This window comes from Streptomyces sp. NPDC058665, from assembly GCF_042714995.1.
In the GTDB taxonomy this organism is placed as follows: Bacteria; Actinomycetota; Actinomycetes; order Streptomycetales; family Streptomycetaceae; genus Streptomyces.
Genome location: NZ_JBHXRX010000027.1, coordinates 79,399 through 101,698, shown reverse-complemented (window position 1 = coordinate 101,698; position 22,300 = coordinate 79,399). Strand labels below are relative to the sequence as shown.

At 68.0% G+C, this 22,300-nt stretch carries 19 protein-coding genes and 5 pseudogenes; 15 read left to right on the top strand and 9 right to left on the bottom strand.

The genetic code is table 11. From position 1 onward, the window contains the following. Window positions 1-74: 74 nt before the first annotated feature. Complete coding sequence (locus tag ACFWV8_RS19695; protein WP_384203499.1) at window positions 75-1,229, top strand: acyl-CoA dehydrogenase family protein; 1,155 nt, start codon at window positions 75-77, stop codon at window positions 1,227-1,229. A gap of 34 nt (window positions 1,230-1,263) precedes the next feature. Continuing rightward, window positions 1,264-2,418: pseudogene (locus ACFWV8_RS19690) on the top strand (IS256 family transposase). Between the two features lie 41 nt (window positions 2,419-2,459). Here the strand turns inward: ACFWV8_RS19690 and ACFWV8_RS19685 are convergent. Further along, window positions 2,460-2,744, bottom strand: a pseudogene (locus ACFWV8_RS19685) (sugar transferase); the annotation flags it as partial. Window positions 2,745-2,931: 187 nt separating this feature from the next. Between ACFWV8_RS19685 and ACFWV8_RS19680 the strand changes: the two are divergent. The 3 genes from ACFWV8_RS19680 to ACFWV8_RS19670 all read left to right on the top strand — a co-directional run bounded on the left by ACFWV8_RS19680 (window position 2,932) and on the right by ACFWV8_RS19670 (window position 6,522). Beyond that, window positions 2,932-4,716, top strand: coding sequence for an ABC transporter permease (locus ACFWV8_RS19680; RefSeq protein WP_384203496.1), 1,785 nt, complete (start codon window positions 2,932-2,934; stop codon window positions 4,714-4,716). 55 nt (window positions 4,717-4,771) lie between these two features. Further along, window positions 4,772-5,536, top strand: a complete 765-nt coding sequence (locus ACFWV8_RS19675; RefSeq protein ID WP_384203493.1) for a response regulator transcription factor — start codon at window positions 4,772-4,774, stop codon at window positions 5,534-5,536. Between the two features lie 320 nt (window positions 5,537-5,856). Next, entirely contained in the window at window positions 5,857-6,522 is a 666-nt protein-coding gene (locus tag ACFWV8_RS19670) for a GMC family oxidoreductase (protein WP_384203490.1), read from the top strand. A 172-nt stretch (window positions 6,523-6,694) separates the two neighbouring features. Here ACFWV8_RS19670 and ACFWV8_RS19665 read toward each other — a convergent pair whose 3' ends face one another. Then, the gene (locus ACFWV8_RS19665; RefSeq protein WP_384203488.1) at window positions 6,695-7,372 is read right to left on the bottom strand and encodes a TetR family transcriptional regulator; all 678 of its coding nucleotides are present in this window, start codon (window positions 7,370-7,372) and stop codon (window positions 6,695-6,697) included. Window positions 7,373-7,490: 118 nt separating this feature from the next. On the opposite strand from ACFWV8_RS19665, the gene ACFWV8_RS19660 reads away from it, so the two are divergent. Beyond that, on the top strand, window positions 7,491-8,483 hold the full coding sequence (locus ACFWV8_RS19660; protein WP_384203486.1) for a zinc-binding alcohol dehydrogenase family protein: 993 nt from the start codon (window positions 7,491-7,493) through the stop codon (window positions 8,481-8,483). Further along, window positions 8,480-10,147, top strand: a complete 1,668-nt coding sequence (locus tag ACFWV8_RS19655; RefSeq protein ID WP_384203484.1) for a CocE/NonD family hydrolase — start codon at window positions 8,480-8,482, stop codon at window positions 10,145-10,147. The genes ACFWV8_RS19660 and ACFWV8_RS19655 overlap by 4 nt, the downstream gene beginning before the upstream one ends. A 290-nt stretch (window positions 10,148-10,437) precedes the next feature. Here the strand turns inward: ACFWV8_RS19655 and ACFWV8_RS19650 are convergent. Both ACFWV8_RS19650 and ACFWV8_RS19645 read right to left on the bottom strand, forming a co-directional pair. Then, window positions 10,438-11,064 (bottom strand): annotated as a pseudogene (locus ACFWV8_RS19650) (NAD(P)-dependent alcohol dehydrogenase); the annotation flags it as partial. A 93-nt stretch (window positions 11,065-11,157) separates the two neighbouring features. Then, entirely contained in the window at window positions 11,158-11,763 is a 606-nt protein-coding gene (locus ACFWV8_RS19645; protein ID WP_384203482.1) for a DinB family protein, read from the bottom strand. A gap of 255 nt (window positions 11,764-12,018) precedes the next feature. On the opposite strand from ACFWV8_RS19645, the gene ACFWV8_RS19640 reads away from it, so the two are divergent. The 6 genes from ACFWV8_RS19640 (at window position 12,019) to ACFWV8_RS19615 (ending at window position 16,583) form a co-directional block, all read left to right on the top strand. After that, a complete protein-coding gene (locus tag ACFWV8_RS19640) occupies window positions 12,019-13,053 on the top strand; it encodes a helix-turn-helix domain-containing protein (protein WP_384203479.1) in 1,035 nt (344 codons plus the stop codon). A 193-nt stretch (window positions 13,054-13,246) separates the two neighbouring features. Continuing rightward, entirely contained in the window at window positions 13,247-13,675 is a 429-nt protein-coding gene (locus tag ACFWV8_RS19635) for a peptidase inhibitor family I36 protein (protein WP_384203476.1), read from the top strand. 146 nt (window positions 13,676-13,821) lie between these two features. After that, window positions 13,822-14,562 (top strand): hypothetical protein, encoded by a 741-nt coding sequence (locus ACFWV8_RS19630; protein ID WP_384203473.1) that lies wholly within the window; start codon window positions 13,822-13,824, stop codon window positions 14,560-14,562. Between the two features lie 176 nt (window positions 14,563-14,738). Beyond that, a complete protein-coding gene (locus ACFWV8_RS19625) occupies window positions 14,739-15,362 on the top strand; it encodes a hypothetical protein (protein ID WP_384203470.1) in 624 nt (207 codons plus the stop codon). 181 nt (window positions 15,363-15,543) lie between these two features. Further along, window positions 15,544-16,092 carry a winged helix-turn-helix domain-containing protein gene (locus ACFWV8_RS19620; protein WP_384203467.1) on the top strand — a complete coding sequence of 183 codons (549 nt, stop codon included), beginning with the start codon at window positions 15,544-15,546 and terminating at the stop codon, window positions 16,090-16,092. Next, window positions 16,089-16,583, top strand: coding sequence for a transposase (locus ACFWV8_RS19615; protein ID WP_384203465.1), 495 nt, complete (start codon window positions 16,089-16,091; stop codon window positions 16,581-16,583). The genes ACFWV8_RS19620 and ACFWV8_RS19615 overlap by 4 nt, the downstream gene beginning before the upstream one ends. Here ACFWV8_RS19615 and ACFWV8_RS19610 read toward each other — a convergent pair. Then, window positions 16,540-16,735, bottom strand: a pseudogene (locus ACFWV8_RS19610) (IS5/IS1182 family transposase); the annotation flags it as partial. The gene ACFWV8_RS19615 and the pseudogene ACFWV8_RS19610 sit on opposite strands and share 44 nt — an antisense overlap. A 131-nt stretch (window positions 16,736-16,866) precedes the next feature. Here ACFWV8_RS19610 and ACFWV8_RS19605 point away from each other — a divergent pair. Beyond that, window positions 16,867-17,379: a DinB family protein gene (locus ACFWV8_RS19605; protein WP_384203462.1), complete on the top strand. Its 513-nt coding sequence runs from the start codon at window positions 16,867-16,869 to the stop codon at window positions 17,377-17,379. Between the two features lie 135 nt (window positions 17,380-17,514). Here ACFWV8_RS19605 and istB read toward each other — a convergent pair whose 3' ends face one another. The 4 genes and pseudogenes from istB to ACFWV8_RS19585 form a co-directional block, all read right to left on the bottom strand. Further along, window positions 17,515-18,315: an IS21-like element helper ATPase IstB gene (gene istB / locus ACFWV8_RS19600; protein WP_384203459.1), complete on the bottom strand. Its 801-nt coding sequence runs from the start codon at window positions 18,313-18,315 to the stop codon at window positions 17,515-17,517. Further along, window positions 18,312-19,946, bottom strand: coding sequence for an IS21 family transposase (gene istA / locus ACFWV8_RS19595; protein WP_384203531.1), 1,635 nt, complete (start codon window positions 19,944-19,946; stop codon window positions 18,312-18,314). Before istA ends, istB begins: the two co-directional genes overlap by 4 nt. A gap of 198 nt (window positions 19,947-20,144) precedes the next feature. Further along, window positions 20,145-20,249 (bottom strand): annotated as a pseudogene (locus ACFWV8_RS19590) (IS5/IS1182 family transposase); the annotation flags it as partial. 319 nt (window positions 20,250-20,568) lie between these two features. Beyond that, window positions 20,569-21,198, bottom strand: a complete 630-nt coding sequence (locus ACFWV8_RS19585) for a ScbR family autoregulator-binding transcription factor (RefSeq protein WP_384203456.1) — start codon at window positions 21,196-21,198, stop codon at window positions 20,569-20,571. A gap of 93 nt (window positions 21,199-21,291) precedes the next feature. Here ACFWV8_RS19585 and ACFWV8_RS19580 point away from each other — a divergent pair, with 93 nt between their 5' ends. Then, a complete protein-coding gene (locus ACFWV8_RS19580) occupies window positions 21,292-22,224 on the top strand; it encodes a ScbA/BarX family gamma-butyrolactone biosynthesis protein (protein WP_384203454.1) in 933 nt (310 codons plus the stop codon). The last annotated feature ends 76 nt before the right edge of the window (window positions 22,225-22,300 follow it).

The window sequence follows — 22,300 nt, the reverse complement described above, 5'->3', positions numbered from 1 at the left end:
GCCGCACACCACTCCTCCCTCTCCGCGTCACACATTGCGGAACGCCGCACCAACTCCGGACCACCGAGGAGGCAATGGCTGACTTCGACCTGTACCGCCCGTCCGAGGAGCACGACATGCTCCGTGACGCCATCCGTTCGCTGGCCGAGGCGAAGATCGCGCCGTACGCCGCCGCCGTGGATGAGGAGGCCCGCTTTCCGCGGGAGGCGCTGGACGCGCTGGTGGCCAACGACCTGCACGCCGTCCACGTGCCCGAGGAGTTCGGCGGCGCGGGCGCGGACGCCCTTGCCACGGTGATCGTCATCGAGGAGGTCTCCCGCGTCTGCGCGAGCTCCTCCCTCATCCCCGCGGTGAACAAGCTGGGCTCGCTCCCGGTGATCCTCTCCGGCTCCGAGGACCTGAAGAAGCGGTACATGACCCCGCTCGCCAAGGGCGACGGCATGTTCTCCTACTGCCTCTCCGAGCCCGACGCCGGCTCCGACGCGGCCGGCATGAAGACGAAGGCCGTCCGCGACGGCGACCACTACATCCTGAACGGCGTGAAGCGCTGGATCACCAACGCCGGCGAGTCCGAGTACTACACGGTGATGGCGGTCACCGACCCCGCCAAGCGCTCCAAGGGCATCTCCGCCTTCGTGGTCGAGAAGTCCGACGAGGGCGTCTCCTTCGGCGCCCCCGAGAAGAAGCTCGGCATCAAGGGCTCCCCGACCCGCGAGGTCTACCTGGACAACGTCCGCATCCCGGCGGACCGCATGATCGGCGAGGAGGACACCGGCTTCGCCACCGCGATGAAGACGCTGGACCACACCCGCATCACCATCGCCGCCCAGGCCCTCGGCATCGCCCAGGGCGCCCTCGACTACGCCAAGGGCTACGTCCGGGAGCGCAAGCAGTTCGGCAAGGCGATCGGCGACTTCCAGGGCATCCAGTTCATGCTCGCCGACATGGCCATGAAGATCTCGGCCGCCCGCGCCCTGACCTACCAGGCCGCCGCCGCCTCCGAGCGCGGTGACACCGACCTGACCTACCTGGGCGCCGCCGCCAAGTGCTTCGCCTCGGACGCGGCGATGGAGGTCACCACGGACGCCGTCCAGCTCCTCGGCGGTTACGGCTACACCCGTGACTACCCCGTCGAGCGCATGATGCGCGACGCCAAGATCACGCAGATCTACGAGGGCACCAACCAGGTCCAGCGCATCGTCATGGCGCGCAACCTGCCCGTCGTCTGAGGAGGCGGATCTGATGATCAAGGAGATGCGTCTGATGACGGAGACCGCCGTGGAGAACGAGCAGGGCGAACAGGTGGTTCAGGCACAGTCGAGTGCGGTGTCGGACGAGCAGCTCGTTGCGGTGCTGGTTGACCGTGCCCGCAACGAGGGGCTGCAACTGACCGGCGAGGGCGGGCTGTTGCAACAGCTCACCAAGCGGGTGCTCGAGTCCGCCCTTGAGGGCGGGATCACCGACCACGTCGGCTATGAGAAGCCCGATCCGGCCGGGAAGAACAACGGCAACAGCCGCAACGGGACCCGGGCGAAGACCGTGCTGACCGATGTCGGCCCGGTAGAGGTAAGGGTGCCACGCGATACCGGCGGCAGCTTCGAGCCGCAGATCGTCAAGAAGCGGCAGCGGCGTCTGACCGGTGTCGACGAGATGGTGCTCTCCTTGTCCGCGTCTACCCCGTTCTGTTCGTGGACGCCATCAATGTCAAGATCAGAGATGGGAAGGTCGCGAACCGCCCGATATATGTGGTGATGGCGGTGACCGTGGACGGCACTCGGGACATCCTCGGCATCTGGGTCGACGACGGCGGCGATGGCGCCGAGTACTGGCTGCATGTGTTCACCGAGCTGAAGAACCGCGGCCTGGACGACGTGCTGATGCTGGTCTGTGAGGGGCTCAAGGGCCTGCCCGAGGCCGTGGAGACCGTCTGGCCCCGCACGATTGTCCAGACGTGCGTGGTTCACCTGCTGCGCAACTCGTTCCGTTACGCGGCCCGCCAGGACTGGGACAAGGTCACCAAGGCGCCCAAGCCCGTCTACACCGCCCCCGGCGAGGACGCGGCGACGGAGCCGGTTCCTGGAGTTCCAGGAAGCCTGGGGCCGGAAGTATCCGGCGATCATCAAGCTGTGGGAGAACGCCTGGGCCGAGTTCGTCCCCTTCCTCTCCTTCGACGTCGAGATCCGCAAGGTCATCTGCAGCACGAACGCGATCGAGAGCGTCAACGCCCGCATCCTCAGGGCCGTCCGCGCCCGCGGTCACTTCCCCAACGAGGCCGCCGCGTTGAAGTGCATCTACATGGCCCTGATGAGCCTGGACCCGACCGGCAAGGGCCGCAAGAGGTGGACCATGCGCTGGAAGGCGCCCCTGAACGCCTTCCAGATCGCCTTCGAAGGCCGCCTGACCACGAAGAACAACTGACACCTCAACAACCAAGATCAGCCGTTAAGTTGACACACCCCGCGGCTGGCGTTGTGATAGGCGAAGCTGATGGTGTCGAAGCCGATCCAGGAGAAGATTCCCTTGGAGAGCCGGTTGGCCTCGGGCAGAGCGAGGACCGCATCCACGGCCGTACGTGACAGAAGTCTGAAGTCCCCTTCACCATCGATGACTTCGACGTCCATACACCGGCCCATGGCCCGGTAGTACGCGGAACTGAGTGCGCTGCGCACCGCTCCCTCGCCCGAACGGTCGCGGCGGGCCACGACCTGGTCGTAGCCGTGCTGCCGAAGCCGCAGCATGTGGGGAACGACATCGGAAGGAACAACACGGTCTACCGCCTCTTCCCGACCCAGCGCACGATGCTCGAGGCCGTCCTGGAGGACTCGGTACGCGACCTCGGTGCCGCGGCGACCGAGGCGGAGCACCGCCCGGCCCCCGCCCTGACCGGCGAGAACCTGCTGAAACTCCTGTGCGGACTGGTCCACGCCAGCGGTGCTGGCAGCCCTGCTGACCGCGGCCGTCGCGGGCGCCGGTGCCGACCGGAGGCGCCGTGAACAGGCCCTGCTGCGCACCCGCGGACTCCGCCCGCGCCAGGTGGCCGCTCTGGCGGGCGCCGAGGCGGCCGTCATCGGGGCGACGGGCGGGCTGCTGGGCCTCGGGGTCGCGGCCGTGGCGGGCCGGATCGCCTTCGGCACCGCCTCGTTCGGGGCGAGAGGCACCTCGGCCGGCGGCTGGTTCGCACTCTCCCTGGTCCTCGGACTGCTGGTCGCCGGGGTCGCCGTCCTCGTGCCCGCGCTGCGTGACCTGCGCGGCGGTACGGTCGCGGCTGCCCGCCGGGTCGTCGGCCGGGCACGCTCCCCGTGGTGGATGCGGTACGGCGTCGACCTGATTCTGCTCGCCGTATCGCTCCTCGTGTTCCGGGCGTCCAGCGGCAACCAGTACGCGCTGGTCCTCGCACCGGAGGGGGTGCCGAGCATCTCGGTGTCGTACTGGGCCTTCCTCGGCCCCGCCCTGCTCTGGTTCGGCTCCGCCCTGCTGCTCTACCGGCTGGCCATCCTGCTACTCGCCCACGGACGGCGGTTCGTGGCCCGGCTGACGCGTCCGCTGACCGGCACCCTCGCCGGGACGACAGCGGCGAGCATGTCCCGGCGGCGGCGCCCGCTGGCCCGCGCCGTGGTGCTCCTCGCACTGGCCATCGCCTTCGCCGCGTCCACCGCGACACTCAACTCCACCTACAAGCAGCAGGCCGAGGTCGACGCGCGACTCACCAACGGCGCCGACGTCACGGTCACCGAATCACCCGGCGTCAGCGTCGGCCCGGACGCGGGTAAGGCCCTCAAAACGGCGGGCGTACGCCACGTGGAACCTCTCCAGCACCGGTTCGCGTACGTCGGCGCCGACCTCCAGGACCTGTACGGAGTCCAGCCGGCGAGCATCGCGTCGGCGACCTCTCTGCAGGACGCGTACTTCGTCGGCGGCACCGCCAAGAGCCTCATGCACAAGCTCACCACCCGCCCCGACTCGATCCTGGTCAGCCAGGAAACCGTCAAGGACTTCCAGCTCAGCCCCGGCGACACCCTGAATCTGCGGCTCCAGGACAGCCGTACGAAGTCGCTGCACACCGTCCCCTTCCACTACGCGGGCGTCGTCAAGGAGTTCCCCACCGCCCCCAAGGACAGCTTCTTCGTCACGAACGCCTCGTACGTCGCCAAGGCCACCGGCAGCGACGCGATCGGCGCCTTCCTCCTCGACACCTCAGGCACCGGCCAGAAGAGCGTCGCCGCCGAACTGCGCCACCGGCTGGGCACGAGCGCGAACGTCACCGACATCACGCACACCCGCGCCACCGTCGGCTCCAGCCTCACCTCGGTCGACCTGGCCGGGCTCACCCGTATCGAACTCGGATTCGCGGTGCTGCTCGCCGCCGCGTCCGGAGGCATCGTCCTCGCACTCGGGCTGGCGGAACGGCGCCGCACGTTCGCCCTGACCACCGTCCTCGGCGCCACGAAACGCCAACTGCGCGGACTTGTCCTGAGCGAGGCGGTGGTCACAACCGTCGGGGGCCTGGCAGGCGGAGCACTCATCGGCTGGGCCCTGTCCCAGATGCTGGTGAAGGTCCTGACCGGCATCTTCGACCCACCACCAGCGACCATCGCCGTCCCCTGGGGCTATCTCGCGCTCACCACGGGCGCCGCGGTCGTGGCGATCGGCGGCTCGGCACTGAACGCCGCCCGCCGCTCGTCCCGGCCGCCCGTGGAAGAACTCCGGGATCTATGAGGGGCCAGGATCGGTACCGGGCCCACGCGGGCGGGCCGCGCCTATGCTTCGGGGTATGAGCCCGCCCGCACTCCAGGAAGGGCCCCGGGTCCTGGTCGTCGAGGACGACGACACGATCGGACGCCATCTGGACGCCGGACTGCGCGGTCACGGTTACGGCACCACCTGGTGCCGGACCGGACTGAGCGCGATGGCCGAGATCCGGGCGCACGCCTACTCCATCGTGCTGCTGGACCTGGGGCTCCCCGACACCGACGGCGTCGACGTCGCCCGCGCCCTCCGGGCGGACTTCCCCGACGTGCTGATCGTCATCCTCACCGCCCGCAGCGACGAAATCGACGTGATCGCCGGCCTCGATGCCGGCGCTGACGACTACCTCGTCAAACCCTTCACGCTGACGGTCCTGCTGGCACGGCCGCGCGCGCATCTGCGCCGCAGACCGCCGGCGTCCGGCCGACAGGAGGGACCGATCCGGCTCGGCGACCTGACCGTGGACACCACCGCCCGGCGCTGTCTGCTCGCCGGGCGGGAAATCGCGCTGCGCCCCAAGGAGTTCGAACTCCTCGCCGTCCTCGCCCGCCACGCGGGCGCCGCGGTGTCACGCGAAGCTCTCATGGCCCAGGTCTGGGACGAGAACTGGTTCGGCCCCACGAAAACACTCGACGTCACCCTGGCCTCCCTGCGCCGCCGCCTCCACCAAGCGGCGGCCGACGCGCCCGACGCCACGCGCCTGCCGACGATCACCACTCTGCGCGGGCACGGCTACCGGCTCGACCCGGCCGAGACGGGGCCGACGACGGAGCACGACCCGGGCAGCTGATCCCGAAATGACCGTACCGGCCGCCGCACGGCCAACACGACAGTTGGTCGTGTGGCCAACGCGTGGCCAACAGCGGCCAGGAACAGGCAGAAACACCCAGATGGAGTCCGATCCAGGTGCTGAGCGAGAACCTCCCCCCGGACGACGAACTGCCTGTTCAGAGACCCTTCGTGCCTCAGTCAAGCCAGGGGTGGCGGCCCCGGCCGCGCACGAGGCGCAGGTGGTTCGGGCGGAGATCCGAGCGCGATGACTTCCTCCCGCCGGTCCGACCGCCTTCACGCTGCAACGAAACTGCTGGGAAGGGTCCACCCCAGGCGGGGGTGATCGACCAGTTCCAGGAGAGCGGGTTCCTGATCGAACTGATCCACTACTCACCTTCGATGTCGGCGTCGGCAATGCCCCTCGTCTCCGGCGAACAGCACAAGGAGACCATGCTGTCGTTCCGGAACTGCGTGCCCTCAGTCGTGCTGACGCGCGATCGAAGCTCAGGCCGGGTCGTGGTCGACGAGGACGGAAAGCCTGTGGTCTCCTACGCGGTCGACGACCCGGCGGACCTGGAGACGATTCGGCGGGGACTGGAGACGAGCGTCCGGCTGCATGTGGCTGCCGGCGCCCGGCGCGTGATCGCGGTGGCAGAGGGAGCGCCGACGTGGCAGGAGGGCGAAGACCTCGACGCCTACCTCCGGGCGTTGAGTGATCTTTCGGTCGGCGCCGGTGGTTGGACGATCGTGGCAGCACATCAGATGGGTACTTGTCGGATGGGCACCGACCCCACTGTCTCGGTCGCCGACACCTGGGGACAGCTGCACGACACCAAGGGCGTCTGGATCGGAGACAGTTCCGCCCTCCCCACTGCCCTGGGGGTCAACCCGATGATCACCATCATGGCCCTCGCCCGCCGTACCGCCCGATCCATCATCGACGACGAGCCGGCATGGACATGCGCCGAAACAACGCCCCAAGTTCCGCCGACACACCATCAGTGAGCCATTTCCAATCCGACCTGGCTGCCGCGGGTCGGACAGCTTGACAGAACGACAAAGCTCCTGGCAGTCGATGTCACGGCCAGGATCCATCGCACTGCCAGGAGCACGGTGTGCTGGTCCCCCCCTTCAACCCACATCGACGCGAGGTCGCAAAGGGCTCCGGTGACAGATTTCAATTCGCCCCCGGAGCCGGGCCGGTGTCCGGGAGGACGCCATGCAAGCCGACCGCGAGTGCTGTCAGGAGCAGCTTCAGCCGTGGGGCGAAATCAAATGCGACGTGGCCCCATTCGGGCACTTGCTCGTAGAGCGCGGCGAGGGTGGGCGTGGGGTGGGACACCTGCCACCCGTTCGAGGCCAGCGCGAGGGTCGCCGCGAGGAGTCCGCGCAGCTGGTCCGGGGTCATCGAGCTCACGAGGCCGAGGTGGTCGACGATCGCGTCGTACGCGGCGAACGACGCGGTCTTGTACTGGCGTGCTCGTTCCATGTCGACGTCGCCCTCGAGCGTCAACGTGACGTGGGTGAGGAGGTCGCAGAACACCGGCAGCGTGGTGATCGTGTCCGTGACGACGCCGGCGACGTCCTCTGGTCCGAGGCCGGCTCGCTGGGCCACCGCCGCGGAGATCGCAGCCCGCCACTGGCTCCAGCCGCGCTCTGCGAGCTCGAGCAACAGCTCTTCTCTGCTCGAGTAGTACCGGCGCACGCCGGTGCGGTGCAGGCCTGCGCGCTCGGTGACTGCCTGCACAGTGATGAATCGGACGCCGCCGAGCTCCGTCGCCAGTGCCTCCGCTGCGCGCAGCAGATCCTCCGACCGTTGCGCTTTGTCCTGCGCGGATCGTGCTCGCTCCTTCATATGACCACTATAACGCGCACCATGATGCGCTAAACGGCCGATCGTGCTCGTTCCAATAACACATCACGAGGTGCGTTAAATCGATGGGGAACAGCCATCCACTGGAGAGGAAAGATCCATGCAGGCAGTACAGGCCACGCAGTTCGGCGACCCGGCCGCACTTGAGCTCGTCACTGGCCTCCCGGACCCGACCCCGGGCCCTGGAGAGATCGCGATCGACGTCTCGCACTCCGCGGTCGGCCTGATCGACGTGCTCTTCAGACAGGGCCGGTACAAGGACCAATCCGGCATGCCACAGCCACCGTTCGTACCCGGCCTTGAAGTTGCCGGTACGGTCCGCGCGCTCGGCGATGGCGTGGCCGGGCCGGCCGTCGGGGAGCAGGTGGTCGCTCTGTCCGGAGGCACCGGCACCGGTGAGTACGCCTCCGTCTACATTGCCAAGGCTCCGCTGACCGTCTCGATCGAGGGGCGCGGCATCGACCCCGCCCTCGCCGTATCGGTGATTCCGAACGCCGCGATGGCGCACGTGGCTCTGACACGGGTCGCGCATCTCGTCGACGGTGAGAGGGTCCTCGTGCACGGCGCTCTCGGCGGCCTGTCCGCCGGTTTCCCGGGCGTCGCGAAGCAGCTCGGCGCGTCCCGCGTCGTCGGCACGGTTCGGCCGGGCAAACTCGCCGCCGCCGCGGCGACGAAGCTTCCCTACGACCGGATCGTGGACTCCACAGACCTGCACAGCGCGCTCGGTGACGAGAAGTTCGACGTGGTGATCGACCCCGTCGGCGGAACGCTCCGCACCCAGAGCCTCGACGTGATGTTCCCGGGCAGCCGTCTCATCGCCGCGGGCAACGCGTCCGACGACTGGGGCCACCAAGTGGACACCAACCAGCTCTGGTTCCGCAGTGTCACCGTCAGCGGCTTCAACGCGGGCGCGTTCCTGCCGGCCCATCCACAGGTCGTTCCCGCCGCTCTCGCCGCGGCCGTCGAGGCGACCGCGGCCGGCCTCGCGAACACCGACGTCAAAGTTCTGCCGTTCAGTCAGGCCGTCACCGCCCACCAGCGCATGGAAAGCCGCGACCTCGACGGCCGCATCGCGCTCACCCCGGAGGCATGACCATGACCGCGATGGGACGCCTCGCGGAGCGCATGGCTCCGCTCCCGCCCGCCACCTCACGCCGGGTCCACGTCGAACGCGGCCTGAAGATACCCATGGATGACGGTGCCACGCTCGTCGCCGACCGCTGGACCCCGCGCGACACCGGCGGACGATCGCTCCCCGAGGTACCGGTCGTCGTCGTCCGCACCGCCTACGGGCGCGGCGGCCCCCTCGGATGGCTATACGGCCCCGTCCTCGCTGAACGCGGACTGCAAGTACTGATGGTCAGCACCCGCGGCACGTTCGGATCCGACGGCGAGTTCCTGGCCATGCGCAACGAACGCGCCGACGGCCTCGCGACACTCCGGTGGCTCGCCGACCAGTCCTGGTCGAGTGGCCGGGTGATCCTCGCCGGATCCAGCTACTTCGGCTACACCCAGTGGGCCATCGCCGACGCCGCCCCTCCCGAGGTCAAGGCCATGGTCCCGCACATCACCTCCTCCCGGCTCGCTCTCAGCCTCACACGGCCCGGCCGCGTCGACCTCGAGACAATCACGAACTTCTCCTGGAACACCGCACCGCAGTCCCACAACGGCTCGTCTCTGCCCGCCGCACAGGAACAGCGCGGCTACCTGCTCCGGTCGATGGTCGGCGCGGACCAGCGCCGCATCGCCAACGCCATGAACACCTTGCCGATCACGGACGTCGACCAGGCGATGCTCGGCCGGACGTCGCAGTTCTTCCAACAGATCGTGAACCACGACCAGAGCAGCGCGTACTGGGAGGACTTGGACCGCAGCGGCACCGTCCCGGACGTCACCGTGCCGGTCAGCTCTGTCACCGGCTGGCACGACATCTTCCTTGCTGACCAGCTCCGGGACTTCACCGCTCTCGTCGACGCCGGCCGTGAGCCCCGGCTGACCGTCGGACCGTGGTGGCACGCCGACCCTCGCGGCATGGGCGCGTCCGTCACCGAGGTCGCCGAGTGGGCCTCCGCTGTCGCCGGCGGGCAAGAGCCCCCGCACCGGGCTCCGGTGCGGCTGTACGTGATGGGCGCGGACGAGTGGCGCGACTTCGAAGCGTGGCCGCCCGCCGGGTACGAACCCCAGCGGCTGTACCTCCGCGCCGACGGCACCCTCACCGCCGCAGCGGGATCCACAGAACCGCCCTCGACGTTCACCTACGACCCCAACGACCCCACGCCCTCCCTGGGCGGAGCGAAACTCACCCCCGCGGGAGCAGGTCCCGTCGACAACAGGAAGCTGGAAGAGCGCCCCGACGTGCTCACCTTCACCAGCGCACCGCTCACCGACGACCTTGAGGTGATCGGTGAGGTCACCACGGACATCTGGGTGCGCGCGGACCGTCCCAGCGTCGATGTATTCGTGCGACTGTGCGACGTCGATCCGAACGGCAAGTCGCTCAACGTGTGCGATGACCTCGTTCACGTCGACGTCGGCGACGACACCACCTGCGCGACGGTGCGGCTCTCACCGACGGCGTACCGCTTCAAGAAAGGACACCAACTCCGCGTTCAGGTCTCCGCCGGAGCCTTTCCCCGATTCGCCCGCAATCTCGGTGGCGGTGAACCCGTCGAGAGCGCAACAGCGGTGCACAAGACGAACATCGAGGTCTTCCATGACGAAGCGCACTCATCCGCGGTAGGCATCCCGGCACGATGAACAGCTGTTGCCGCACCGGCGTCGCAAACTTGCCCGTCCTCGTACGCAGGAACCAACACCCCAGGGAACGTGACATCGATGAACCATTGGACACCCGAGAACATCCCCGACCGGACTGGCCGGACCGCACTCATCACGGGCGGCAGCCCCCGAAGCCCAGGCCGACACGTTAGTCATGGACCGTGCGGACCTGTCCTCCGACCGCCAACCACCTCGGTCACTTGGTAGTCGACCGAGGAAACGGTCGACTCCGACTTGGCCACATTCCGCGATGTGCCCGTACTGGACGGTCAGCCCTGGAACTTGGTCATGTCGATGACGAACCGGTAGCGGACTTGCGACCGGTTGAGGCGTTCGAAAGCGTCGTTGATGTCGTGCATGTCGATGGTTTCCATCTGAGCCTTGATCTGGTGGTCGCCGCAGAAGTCGAGCATTTCCTGGGTCTCGGGCATGCCGCCGGTGGAAGAGGCGGCGTAGGAGCGGCGGGCGGGGATGAGGGCCCAGTTGTTCATCGCGATGTCGTCGTCGGGGGCGCCGACGTTGACCAGGGTGCCGTCCAGCTTCAGGAGGTTGAGGTACTGGTCGAAGTGGAGGGCACCGGAGATCGTGCACAGGATGAGGTCGAACGTGCCGGCCAGCCGCGTGAACGTCTCGGGGTCCTCGGTGGCGTAGTAGTGGTCGGCTCCCAGCGCCAGGCCGTCGTCCTTCTTGCCGAGCGTGCGGGAGAGGACGGTGACTTCGGCGCCCATGGCGTGGGCGATCTGGATGGCGATGTGCCCGAGGCCGCCCATGCCGAGGACCGCGACCTTCTTGCCGGGGCCGGCGTTCCAGTGTGCGAGGGGCGAGTAGGTGGTGATGCCGGCGCAGAGCAGGGGTGCGGCCGCGTCGAGGGGCAGGCTGTCGGGGATGCGGAGCGACGGCGGCAACGGGGCTGCCGGCTCCCGGAGTTCATCAGGAACCAGACGTTTCGACAGATCAGCACCCACGACCGGCATCGTGCCGCCCGAACATCACGTCACGTGCGACAACCTCTGGGCATTGATTGGTCCGGCCGTCCTGGCGGCCTGTTCGATCTTCGCACGGTAGGCCACACGGGCTTCCTCGTCGATCCGCGTCTCGTGTTCGGCGCGCAACCCGGTCCGGCCGTCGAGGCCCTCGCGCAGGATGTCGGCGTGCCCGGCATGCCGGATGGACTCGCCGAGGACATGGACCATGACGGCGAACAGGTTCGTGTCGGCATGAGGCTCCGGCCACCACGGCGCGTGGCCGGGGGCGTCGAGGGGAAGCTCGTTGATCGTCGCGTCCGAGTGTTCCCACGTGCGCCGGTAGAACCCGATGATCTGATCGCGGGTCTCGTCCTCGGTCGCCCACAGATCGCTGCCGTCGGAGTCCTGCCACCGGGGCAGCGGTTCCGGGGAAGGGCGGTCGAAGACCTCGCCGAAGTACCTGGCCTCGACGCTGGCCACGTGTTTGACCAGGCCGAGGAGGTTGGTCCCGGTCGCTGTCAAAGGCCGGCGGGCGTCGTATTCGGACAAGCCGTCGAGTTTCCAGAGCAGCGCCTTGCGGTCCCGCCGCAGTCTCCCGTGCAGGTTGTCCTTCGCGAATTCATCGATCATGCGGCATGAGCCTGCCACGGGCTGCTCATGGTCTCAAGATCGGCCTCGGATGAAAGGTGGGGGCTGCGGCGTATCGGGGCATTCCGCGGGTCTCGCACGAGCAGGGCCCGGCCGAGCGGGAGTCCGGGGGGCGTCCCGCCGGTCAGCCGACGACCGTCTCCCGGGTGCTGAACCGTCGGCGCGCCCGGCACCAGCGGCCGCCAGGCCGAAGCGGCGGTCTTCTCGATCGATGTCCTGCCAGGCAGTATCAGTTGCATGCCCGATTTCACGGAGATGCCAGGACAGGGCGGTACGGGGCCGGTGGTGACGGTGGGCACCGATTCCGTCCCGGCGCCGGAGCGGTTCGGTTGGTGGTCCGAAATGGTCGGCAACGAAATCATGCCCGTGGCGGTACGCAGCGCGCACACGGCCGTCTTCCGGGGCCGGGCGGAAGCCGTCGTGCTGCCGCACAGTCAGGTGACGACCTTCGATTTCTCCCCGATGACTGCCCGCCGCTCGCCGGTCCACATCCGCCGCCACGACCCCGAGAACTACTATCTGCTCCTGGTCCGGGACAGCTCGGTCCGGCTGGAGCAGGCGCGCGGCGTCGCCTGCCTCCAAGCCGGCAACATGGCCCTCTTCTCCACCTCACATCCGCTGGCCTGCGAGTTCCTCGACCACGGCCGCCAGACCCGCCTGACCCTGATGCGGCTGCCGCGCCCCGTCCCGCCGCTGGCCGACGGCCGGGCCGACCAGCTGCTGGCCGAGCCGCTGCCGCCCCTGGCCGGGTCGGCGGCCCTGCTCGGCCTGTACCTGGCACAGCTGCCGCAGGCCGCCCGCACCTGCGACCCGGCGGAGTTGGCCCGGCTCGGCGCCATCGGGGTGGACCTGGCCGCCACCCTGGTGGCGGCCAGGCTCGGAGCCCAGGACACCCTGCCCGCCGAGACACGCAACGCGGTTCTGCTGGCCCGGATCAACGCCTTCATCGACCACCAGCTGGGCGACCCCGAGTTGAACCCTGCGGCCATCGCCGCCCACCACAACGTCTCCGTACGCACCCTCCACCTGCTGTTCCGAAGCGAACCGGAAACCGTCAGCGCCTCGATACGTCGGCGGCGCCTGGAACGCTGCCATGCCGACCTCACCGACCCCCGGCTGCGGCGGCGGTCGATCAGCGCCGTCGCCGCCCGGTGGGGGATCCTGCGCCCGGCGGATTTCAGTCGGGCGTTCCGCGCCGCGTACGGCGTGACGCCCAGAGAGCTCCGGCAGGCGGCGCTGCGCGGTCTGCCGGATGCGAACGGGCTGCGCTGAGCGACAAGTAGGGCCGCACGCATCGCCAACTCGCAGCCGACGGCGCGCGTCACGATGGGAGGGAACGGGGAGGCGCCGACGCCGTGCTTCGCCCCCGCGCGTTCCACTCCTTGTCCAACTGGTCACAGCAGGAATGCCGCGCCATCTCAGTACCTCCAGCACACCACTTCTCACCAAAAAAGGGGGAACATCCGTGCGAAAATTGCTATCTGTGTTCGCCGGTGTCGCCGCGCTCGCAGCGACGCTTGCCGGACCAAGCTCCGCAAGCGCATCCGAGACCCGCTTCACCGAAGTCGCCGGGGTCAGCGGGCTGTACAGGGTGACCGGAGCCGGCAGCGACGTCATCGCGCAGGACGCGTACGACCGCTGTGGGGCGGGCACGTGCTTCTTCCAGCACTACCAGGGCGACGGGCTGCTCTGGGTCGTCCCCAGCTGCGGACGACACCATCTCCCCGACTACCTCGACGGCAAGTCGACCTCGGCCTGGAACAGGACACCGACCCCCATCATCCTCTACGACGGCACCTACACCGGGCGGCTGGGAACCATGCCGGGGTGGTTCAAGGGCGACCTCAATCCTGCCCACGACAACAAGCTGAGCTCCGTCGACGCAGCCTGCTGAGCCTGTCCGAGGCCGGCGAAGATACACACCCGCTCGCTCAACACGGCCCGGCCTGCACCCCACCCCGTCGCAGTCTTACCGGACCCGGTGACTCGGGGGGGCCGGGTTGGCTGTTCAGCACGCCTTGCCTGAAGGGGAATTGGGGTATGGAGATGTGGTGTCAACGCACCGTCGCGGCTCGGGCGATCGCCGGGGCAGCCCTCGCTGTCCTTCTCACGGCATCCGTCACCGCTTGTTCCGACGGCGGCAACGCCGAGCCGTCACAGCAGGTGGACGACGACCAGGGCGAGCAGACGCCGGAGCAGCCCGCCCCCTCCGGAAACGGTCTGCCCACTTCGGACGAGGTCACAAGAATGCTGCCCACCACAGAGGAACTTCCCGTCGACTGGAAGCTCTCAGGGGCGGATTCGGTGGGCTGGCGAGACGCCGCCGACGCGCAGAACGCTGCCGGGGCCCTGGAGTGCGGTGCGATGCCGCAGGAGGCTGCTGAAGGACATGGTTTCGGGATCATGGGCATGGTCAGTGCCGGTAATGAGGACAAGGGCGACGGCGCGCACTTCGAGCTCAACGTGCCGACCGGTGAGGACGGCTTCGGCCCCTCATCGAGTGTTGCCGAGGCAACCAAGATGGTCGAGGAGAACCTCGCGCTGAACCAGAAGCTGTACGACTGCTGGGATCCGAAGCCGGCCGGCGTTGGCGGCAACGGGCTGACCTTCAACACGCAACGCTTCACCCACATTTTCGCACGCGTGGGACCAGTGGAGGTAACAGTCCATGCGCCCGTCGACGGCAAGCCGACAGCACAGGAGTGGGCCCGGGTTCTGGAGCAGCGTGTCCGGGCCGTACTGGAGGGCAAGACTCCGACGGCCCGCGTCACCCTGCGGTGAGGTGCCGGCTTCGCCCAGGCGATCTTGGCGAGCACGGGTCTGACCCCGCCGACGTCGTACGGTCTCGATGACACCCGGGTGTCCTTCCTTGTGGGTCCGGGACAACTCGGCGTCCGGGCAGGTGGCTACCCCATCGACGGATGGGGCAGCGGCCCGAGGTCGACCCCGGGGAGGTCATGGCCGGCTATTCCTCCGGCCTGAGACTGGCAGTGCAATGTTGTCGGGTACACGTCACCCTTGCCTGCGATAGCGGAGACAGGACGGGAAATCCAATGGACACCGAGGGATTCGTCCGGATGGTGGGGCGCCGCGCAGCGCTCCGATACGCGCTGGCGGGCGTCGCGGCCGCGGCCGTGGCTGCCTGCTCGGGTAATGGTTCCACCAGCGTCAGATCCCAGACCCTGGGGGCGTTCCTCAAGGGCAGCTGGCAGTTCGAGGCAGAGAACGGCAAGGGGGCACGGATTGACGTATCCGAAGACGGTCCGTTATTGGTGACCGGCGGGGGCACGGAAACTCCGTGGTCGGACGAAGGCAGCTGGTCCTTTGAGGGCGGCCGCCTCTCCGTGACGTTTGACCGGCGCGCTCCGTATGTGGTCCATGACGTTCCCGAAAGGGTGGAGAAGACGATCGAGGGCAGGCACACACTGTCAGGGGGACTCATCGACGGCCAGGACGCGGGCTACTCGAAGATGCAGGTCAGCGGCGGCAAGGACAAACTGGTGCTGACGTTTCCCGAGTACACGGACGACGAGCCCCGGGTGGTCACCTGCGTCCGAGTGGAGACTCACGAGGCACCCTGAGGCGGTGCTGGGAGAAGGTGGTCGGTTCCCGCTGATCCGGAGGTTTCTGGGTGGCGTTGGTCCGGGCAGACGCCGTGTTGACCAGTCGCGTTGCGCTTCGCAGGAGGTCGGTGCTGGGAACAAGCGCGAGTGTCTCTATTCGAGACCCGCGCGCCTGCTGATCTTTTCGTAAGTTCGGTGGGTGTGGTGGGTGTGTGGGCGGGAGGCTGTCGGGGTGGCTTATCAACCTTCCCCTTCGGCTGCCGGCTCCTCTCTTCCTCCTTTGTCGCGGCCTCAGTTGGCGGAGGCGCGTCGTGTTCGGGCAGTCGAGTTGTTCGAGGGCGGCGTCTCGAATGCGGAGATCGCGAGGGTGGTGGGGGTGTGTGCCGAGAGTGTGCGGCGCTGGCGGCGGGTGTGGGAGCGAGGCGGTGCTTCGGCCCTGCGGAGACGAGCAGCCACCGGACGCCCGCCCAAGCTGGATGACACCCAGGTCGAGATGGTCCGGGCCGCGTTGGAGCAGGGTGCCCAGGCTCATGGTTTCGAGGCTGACCTGTGGACCCTGGAACGAGTCGGTGCGGTCGTCAGCCGGGCGACGGGGGTGGTGCTGTCGAGGGCGTCGGTGTGGCGGCTGCTGCCCGGCAGGCTCGGATGGAGCCTGCAACGGCCCGAGCGGCGGGCGGTCGAGCGGGACGAGCCGGAGATCGCCCGCTGGATCGCGCACGAGTGGCCGCGCATCAAAAAGGGGCCGTGAACACACGTGCCTGGATCGTCTTCCTCGACGAATCAGGCGTCTCCCTGCTCCCTCAGGTCCGCCGCACCTACGCGCCCCGGGGGCGGACTCCGTTCCTGCGGCACCGGCTGAACTGGAAGCGCGCGTCGATGGCCGGGGCCTTGGGCTACCACTCCACCGACCCTGATCGCGGGGCCCGCCTGTGCTTCCATCTCAAGCCCGGCAGCTACGACACCGCCGCCCTCATCGAGGCCCTGGAACAGGACTGGCTCACCCTGGAGCGATTACCCGCCTACGCTCCCGAACTGAACCCGGTGGAGCTGCTGTGGTCCTCACTCAGGAAACGTGAACTCGCCAACCTCGCCGGCGACCACCTCGCCGATGTCGCCGACGCCACCCAACAAGGCATCCACCGCATCAACACCAACCCACAACTGCCATGGTCCTTCCTCGCCCACACCGGCCTGACCATCCACCCACCACACCCACCGAACTTACGAAAAGATCAGTAGTCGTAACGTTGAAGTGCTTCTTTGCCCGGGTCACGAGGTTCCCGGCGTGGGCGGAGTCTGCCCCGGACCATGGTGATCTCAGGGTGCGACAGGCGCAGGCGGAAGAGAACTTCCTTGCCCGTGTCGCGGTCGCTGAGCGAGGCCGGGGTGACTGGCTTCGTTGATCTCAAGGAACTGCGTTTGTTGATGGTTTCCGGAGGCAGTTAGTGATCAATAGGCGCGTCAATGTCGAGGAGAAATGACGGCACCACCGCGTCGTGGCTTCAGCCACTAGGGTCTGGGCATGGTCAAACACGTGCCGTTTACCGGCGGCGAGAAGGAAAGCCTGCACATCGCCCTAGATCGACACCGCGACGCGATGCTTTGGAAGCTTGAGGGCCTCGACGATGACCAACTACGCCTCCCGGTAGCCCCGTCGGGCATGAGCCTCCTCGGGCTGCTCAAGCATCTCGCCGGTGCTGAACTCGGTTGGTTCTGTTTGACGTTCGACCGCGAGTGCGATCCTCTTCCCTTCGAAGTCGAAGGCGACGGGGCATCCGACTGGCACGTAGTCGATGACGAACCGGCCAAGGACATCCTGGACTTCTATGCCCGTGCCCGGACCGCCGCGGACGAAGCGATCGAGAGCCTCGCCATCGACGCCACCGGCACTGCATTCGCGTTCTTCGACGGCGCGACCGTGTCACTGCGCTGGGCACTGATTCATATGCTTGAGGAAGTCGCTCGCCACGCGGGTCACGCGGACATCCTGCGCGAGTCCATCGACGGCTTCACTGGAGATCACAACTGGGGCTGACGCACAGAGCCTCATTCACACTGTCGAAAACGGGTGCGGAGATCCACCGAGCAGGGGGCGCAGCGAGTGTCATCAGCGGGACGGTCAGCCGCCCGTCAGGGCGGCTGACCGTCGAGATCGGTGACCGGCAGGAGGTCACCCGGCCTTGGCCGGCTCCTCGGCTCGTGCCCGCGTGCTGGCGAGGCGGTAGGAGTCGGTGCCGGTCTCAAGGATGGTGCCGTTGAAGGTGAGGCGGTCGACGATGGCCGCGCAGAGACGGGGGTCGGTGAAGGTCTTGGTCCAGCCGCCGAAGGATTCGTTGGAGGCGATGGCGACGCTGTTCTTCTCTTCGCGTTCGGTCAGGACCTGGAAGAGGAGTTCGGCGCCGCGGCGGTCGAGTTCCATGTAGCCGAGTTCGTCGATGTAGAGGAGGTCGACTCGGCCGTAGCGGGCTATGGTCTTGTTCAGCTGCTTCTCGTCGGCGGCCTCGACCAGCTCGTTCACGAGCTTTGTGGCGAGCGTGTAGCGGACGCGGTAGCCCTTCATCGCCGCCTCGGTGCCCAGCGCGATGAGCATGTGGGACTTGCCGGTGCCGGAGTCCCCGATCAGGCAGAGCGGCTGACTCTTCTTGATCCATTCGCAGCTGGCGAGGGTGTGGATGGTCGCGGCGTCGATGTTCGGGTTGGCCTCGAAGTCGAACGCCCGCAGCGATTTCTCCCGCGGGAAGCCCGCAGCCTTGATCCGCCGCTCCGATCGGCGGCGGGCCCGGTCGTCGCACTCGGCCATCAGCAGCTCGGCGAGAAAGCCGCGGTAGCTCATCTGGTCTTTCAGCGCCCGGTCGGCGATCTCGTTGAACTCGTTGCGGATCGAGGGCAGCCGCAGCAGGCGGCAGGCACTGTCGATCGCGGCGTCGGCGGCCTGCTCGGTCAAGCCTCGCTGGCGGGGCAGGGTGGTCACTGGGCTTCTCCCTCACGGTGTTCACCGCCGCTGGTGCGGCGGCGTCGGAGCAGTTGGTCGTAGGGGGTCACCGAGGGCAGCGGCCTGGTGTCCGGAGGAAGGTGCGCGAGCCGCCACTCATGCAGCGAGGTGACGGTCGCCGACGGCTCGTCAGGAGCCGGCCGGTCGGTCGCCGGGGCCGGTTCGTTCTCTGCCTGGGCCGCCTTGCGGGCCTCCAGAGCGACGGCGTCCGCGGTCATGGCGCCTGCCCGCAGGGCCGAGGCCAGGCCGGCGACGACATGCTCGTGGGGCAGGTGCCGGCCCAGGAGGAGAACCTCGATGAGGGCCCGGGTGCCGTCCCGCTCGCCGTGGATCTTGCGGGCCTGGTCCCACCAGGCGTCGTGGACCGGGGTGAACCTGCCTGCCGAGCGGGCCTGTTCGAGGGCGGTGGAGCCGGGAAAGGCACCGGGCTTGCGGACCAGGACTTCCAGGTAGTGGTCCAGGTCCAGCCGGACGGCGCCCTTCGCGATCAGCCGCTCGTGCCGGGCCACTTCCATGTTCTGGTCGTAAACCACCAGATGGGAAGCGTGCAGCACGACCCGCACCCGCTTGCCGATCAGTCGGATCGGGACCGAGTAGCGGTTGGTGCGGACGGGGATCTGTCCGTAGCGGTCGACCCGCGGAGTGAACACCCGGCCCGTCTCGAACGGCTCCTCCGGCAGCGGCATCAACAGCGGTTGTTCGAGCGCGAAGTACTCCGCGACCGTCTTCGGCCTCGACCCGATCCGGCGGGCGTCGTCCTGCCGGTCCCACTGTTCGACCATCTCGTTCAGCTCGGCGAACGAGTCGACCTCGGGGACGGGAACGAAGTGGTTGCGGCGGAAGTAGCCGATCATCCCCTCGACGCCGCCCTTTTCGTGGGCTCCTTCGATGCCTGGCCGGCAGTAGAAGCTCTCGATGCCGAAGTGCGAACGGAAGGCGATCCACCGGTCGGCCTCCGTCCTCGCCCGGCCCTGCCCCATCACCCTGGCGACAGCGGCCTTCAGGTTGTCGTAGCGGACCTTGGTCCGCGGCACCCCGCCCAGCGTCCGCAGTGCGTGGACGTGGCCCTCGAAGAAGGCTTCCTGGCCGCAAGAGGCGAACACCCGGTGGACAGCCTTGCCCGAGTACGACAGCCGGAAGGAGAACAGGTAGCAGGTCACCAGCTCGCCGGCCAGACGCACGGTCACGTCGCCGAAGTCGGCCTCCGCCTCATGCCCCGGCAGGTGGGTCTGCGGGACGAACGCCTCCAGCGGAGCCTTGCCCGACTCGACCAGGATCTCCGGCTTCCGGCCGGCGACGTAGTAACGCACCACCCCGTAGGAGACGTCCGCCCCGTGCTCCTCGACCAGCCGGTGGAAGATCCGGGTCACCGTGTGCCGCTGCTTGCGCGGCGCGTCCAGATCCGCCCGCAGGATCTCGTCGATCACCGGCTTGTACGGATCCAGCCTGGTGGCCCGGGGCGGCAGCTTCTTGCGAGGTTCCGGCCAAGACGAGTCCAGCGCCTTCCGCACCGTCCGCCACGTCACCCCGTGCTTGCTCTCAAGCTCCCGCATCGACATGCCGCCGCGATGGTCACGCCGGATCGCCGCGTACAGCTCGACCTTCGACATCCGCGGCATGACCAGCACCTTTCACCAAGAGCATCCCCATGCTCCCCTGGCAAGAGCCGCCGTGCCTCCCAAACTCATCAACATCACCCGACCGTGGTTCGGGGCGCCTCCCAAACCCGTCGACAAGTGCCATCACTACTGCTCGATAAAGCCAGGGTGACCGTCACCATCAGCGGCAGGTCGCGGGGGTCCGCCCCCCAGGTGAGGCTTGCGGCCGTTGATCTTCTTGCCCGCGTCGTCATCGCGGGAGGCCTTGCCGACGGTTTCGGCGGCCTTGACCGACTGCGAGTCGATGACGGTAGCCACGGCCCGGGGTCCTTTGCCGATCTGGCAGCGGATCCGCCCGGCCAGATGATCACGGATCTGGCCGCGGCGGCCCATCGGGCCATAAAGCCCCAACCTGTACGCCAGGGCGGGAAGTCGGCCGGCCCGACACCGCCGTCGCCCCCTACACCCGGCGTGAACGATCGGGCGGAGAGCTGGACGGGCATCGCCGTGCCTCGTCACCCCCAACACCGTGGAAGGCCCGAAAGCGTACGCACCGTCCCCGGCACCGGGCATACCCCGGATTCGCGACCGGGGACTGCGGTGTCCCCGCTCTCGCCTCGTTCTGGTGCCGGTGTCAGCCGTTGGGGCGGAGTGACGCCCGTCCAAGCAGTGGGGCGGGCCGGGGGTGTGCCTGGAGGGCGGGCAGCAGGAGGTGCCACAGGTCGTGCAGCCTGTCCTCGATGTGCTCCCGGCCGTCCAGCGCGTCGGAGACGGTGTGAAGTCCGAAGAAGGCGTACACGATGGCGTTGCCGGCCTTTCGAGGGATCACGGACGGAGCGAGTTCCTGTTCGCGGCGGGCCTCTTCCAGCAGGCTGACCACTGTCTCGATCCAGCTCTCGAACGGAGAGGGGAGCGATGCGTCGACGGATTTGCGTTCCGCCCAGAGCCGTGCGCCTCCTCGTACCACGACGTCGTCACGGAAGGCGCGGGCGACCGAGAAACTCAGCGCGACGAGCTTCTCCAGCGCCGGGACGTCCGCCGCGCGATGGCGTCTGATCAGGGCGGGCCAGGTGTCGAACAGCTCCTCCATCACCGCGAGGGCGAGCTTCTCCTTGCCCGCGTAATGGAAATAGATCGCGCCGCTGGTGCGGCCGGAGAGCGCGCTGATGTCGCTGATGCTCGTGCCCGCGTATCCCCTCTCCTCGAACAGTTGCGCAGCCGCCTCCAGAAGAGAGCGCCGCGTTTCCTTCGCCCGTCCCTGCACATGAACCCCGATGCCGCGCCGTCGCGTTACCGCACGGAAATCTAGCCCATGACACGGCCATGATCGGAAAGACGGGGTGCGGACCTTCGGGGTATGAGTTCTTCTGATTACATGGAGAATTCGGTGGGTCTATTCACCGGTGAATCCGGGCTGAGCTGGTCACGGACCGTGCCTCGTGAACTGGTCCACCGCACGTCGGCGGCAGAGGTGCTGCTCACCGACGTACGTCCCGGCAGGCAGCGGAATGTGTTCGAGGCGGCGGCCTCCTGGCCGAGATCGCATCCCACGTTCCCGCGGGACGGCACGGACCTGCACAGTCCGCTGATCGCCATCGAAACGATGCGCCAGCTCGGCATCTACGTCCCCTTGCGCCATTACGGCGTGCCGCCCGAATCCCGGCTGCTGATCACCGATCTGTTCTTCCGGATCGATCCGGACCGGGAGCCTCGCGCCACCACGAACACCACGGATGTGACCTGCCGCGCACGGGTGGCCGACATACGTGCCAGGGTGGACGGCACGGTCACCGGGCTACGGATGGACGTCTCCTTCCGAGCGGGCTCCGGGATGTTCGCACGGGCCGGCGGCGGGGCGCGCTTCCTGAGCCCGGAACGGTACGCCGCGACCCGGGGGGCCAGGGTGACCGCGCTTCCTCCCGCGCCCGTCGGTCCTGGTGTCCGGCCGGTCCCGGGGCGGATCGGAGTGGCCGACATACGCGATGCGATGATCGCGCTCGACGACGGCGCCGTACGGCTGTGTCCGGCCGATCCGCGGCATCCGTTCTTCTTCGACCACCCTTCGGACCATGTACCGGGCATGGTCCTGCTGGAAGCGGCACGGCAGGCCGGCGCGCTGGCGAGCGACGGCCGACGCGTGCGTCCTACCGCCGGTCGGCTGAAAGCCCTGAGCTTCGCCGAGTTCGCGCCTGCCGCCCGCGTGCTGGCTGTAACGCACCACCGGACCTGCGGTTTTCGTGTTCTCCAGGGTGGGCGGTATGTCACCTACGGCGCCCTGGAGTACCAGTAAACACATATTCATACCTATGTGTCACCACTTGACTGCTTTTCGTGACGGTCCGTAACGTAGCGATCGTTATGTTCTT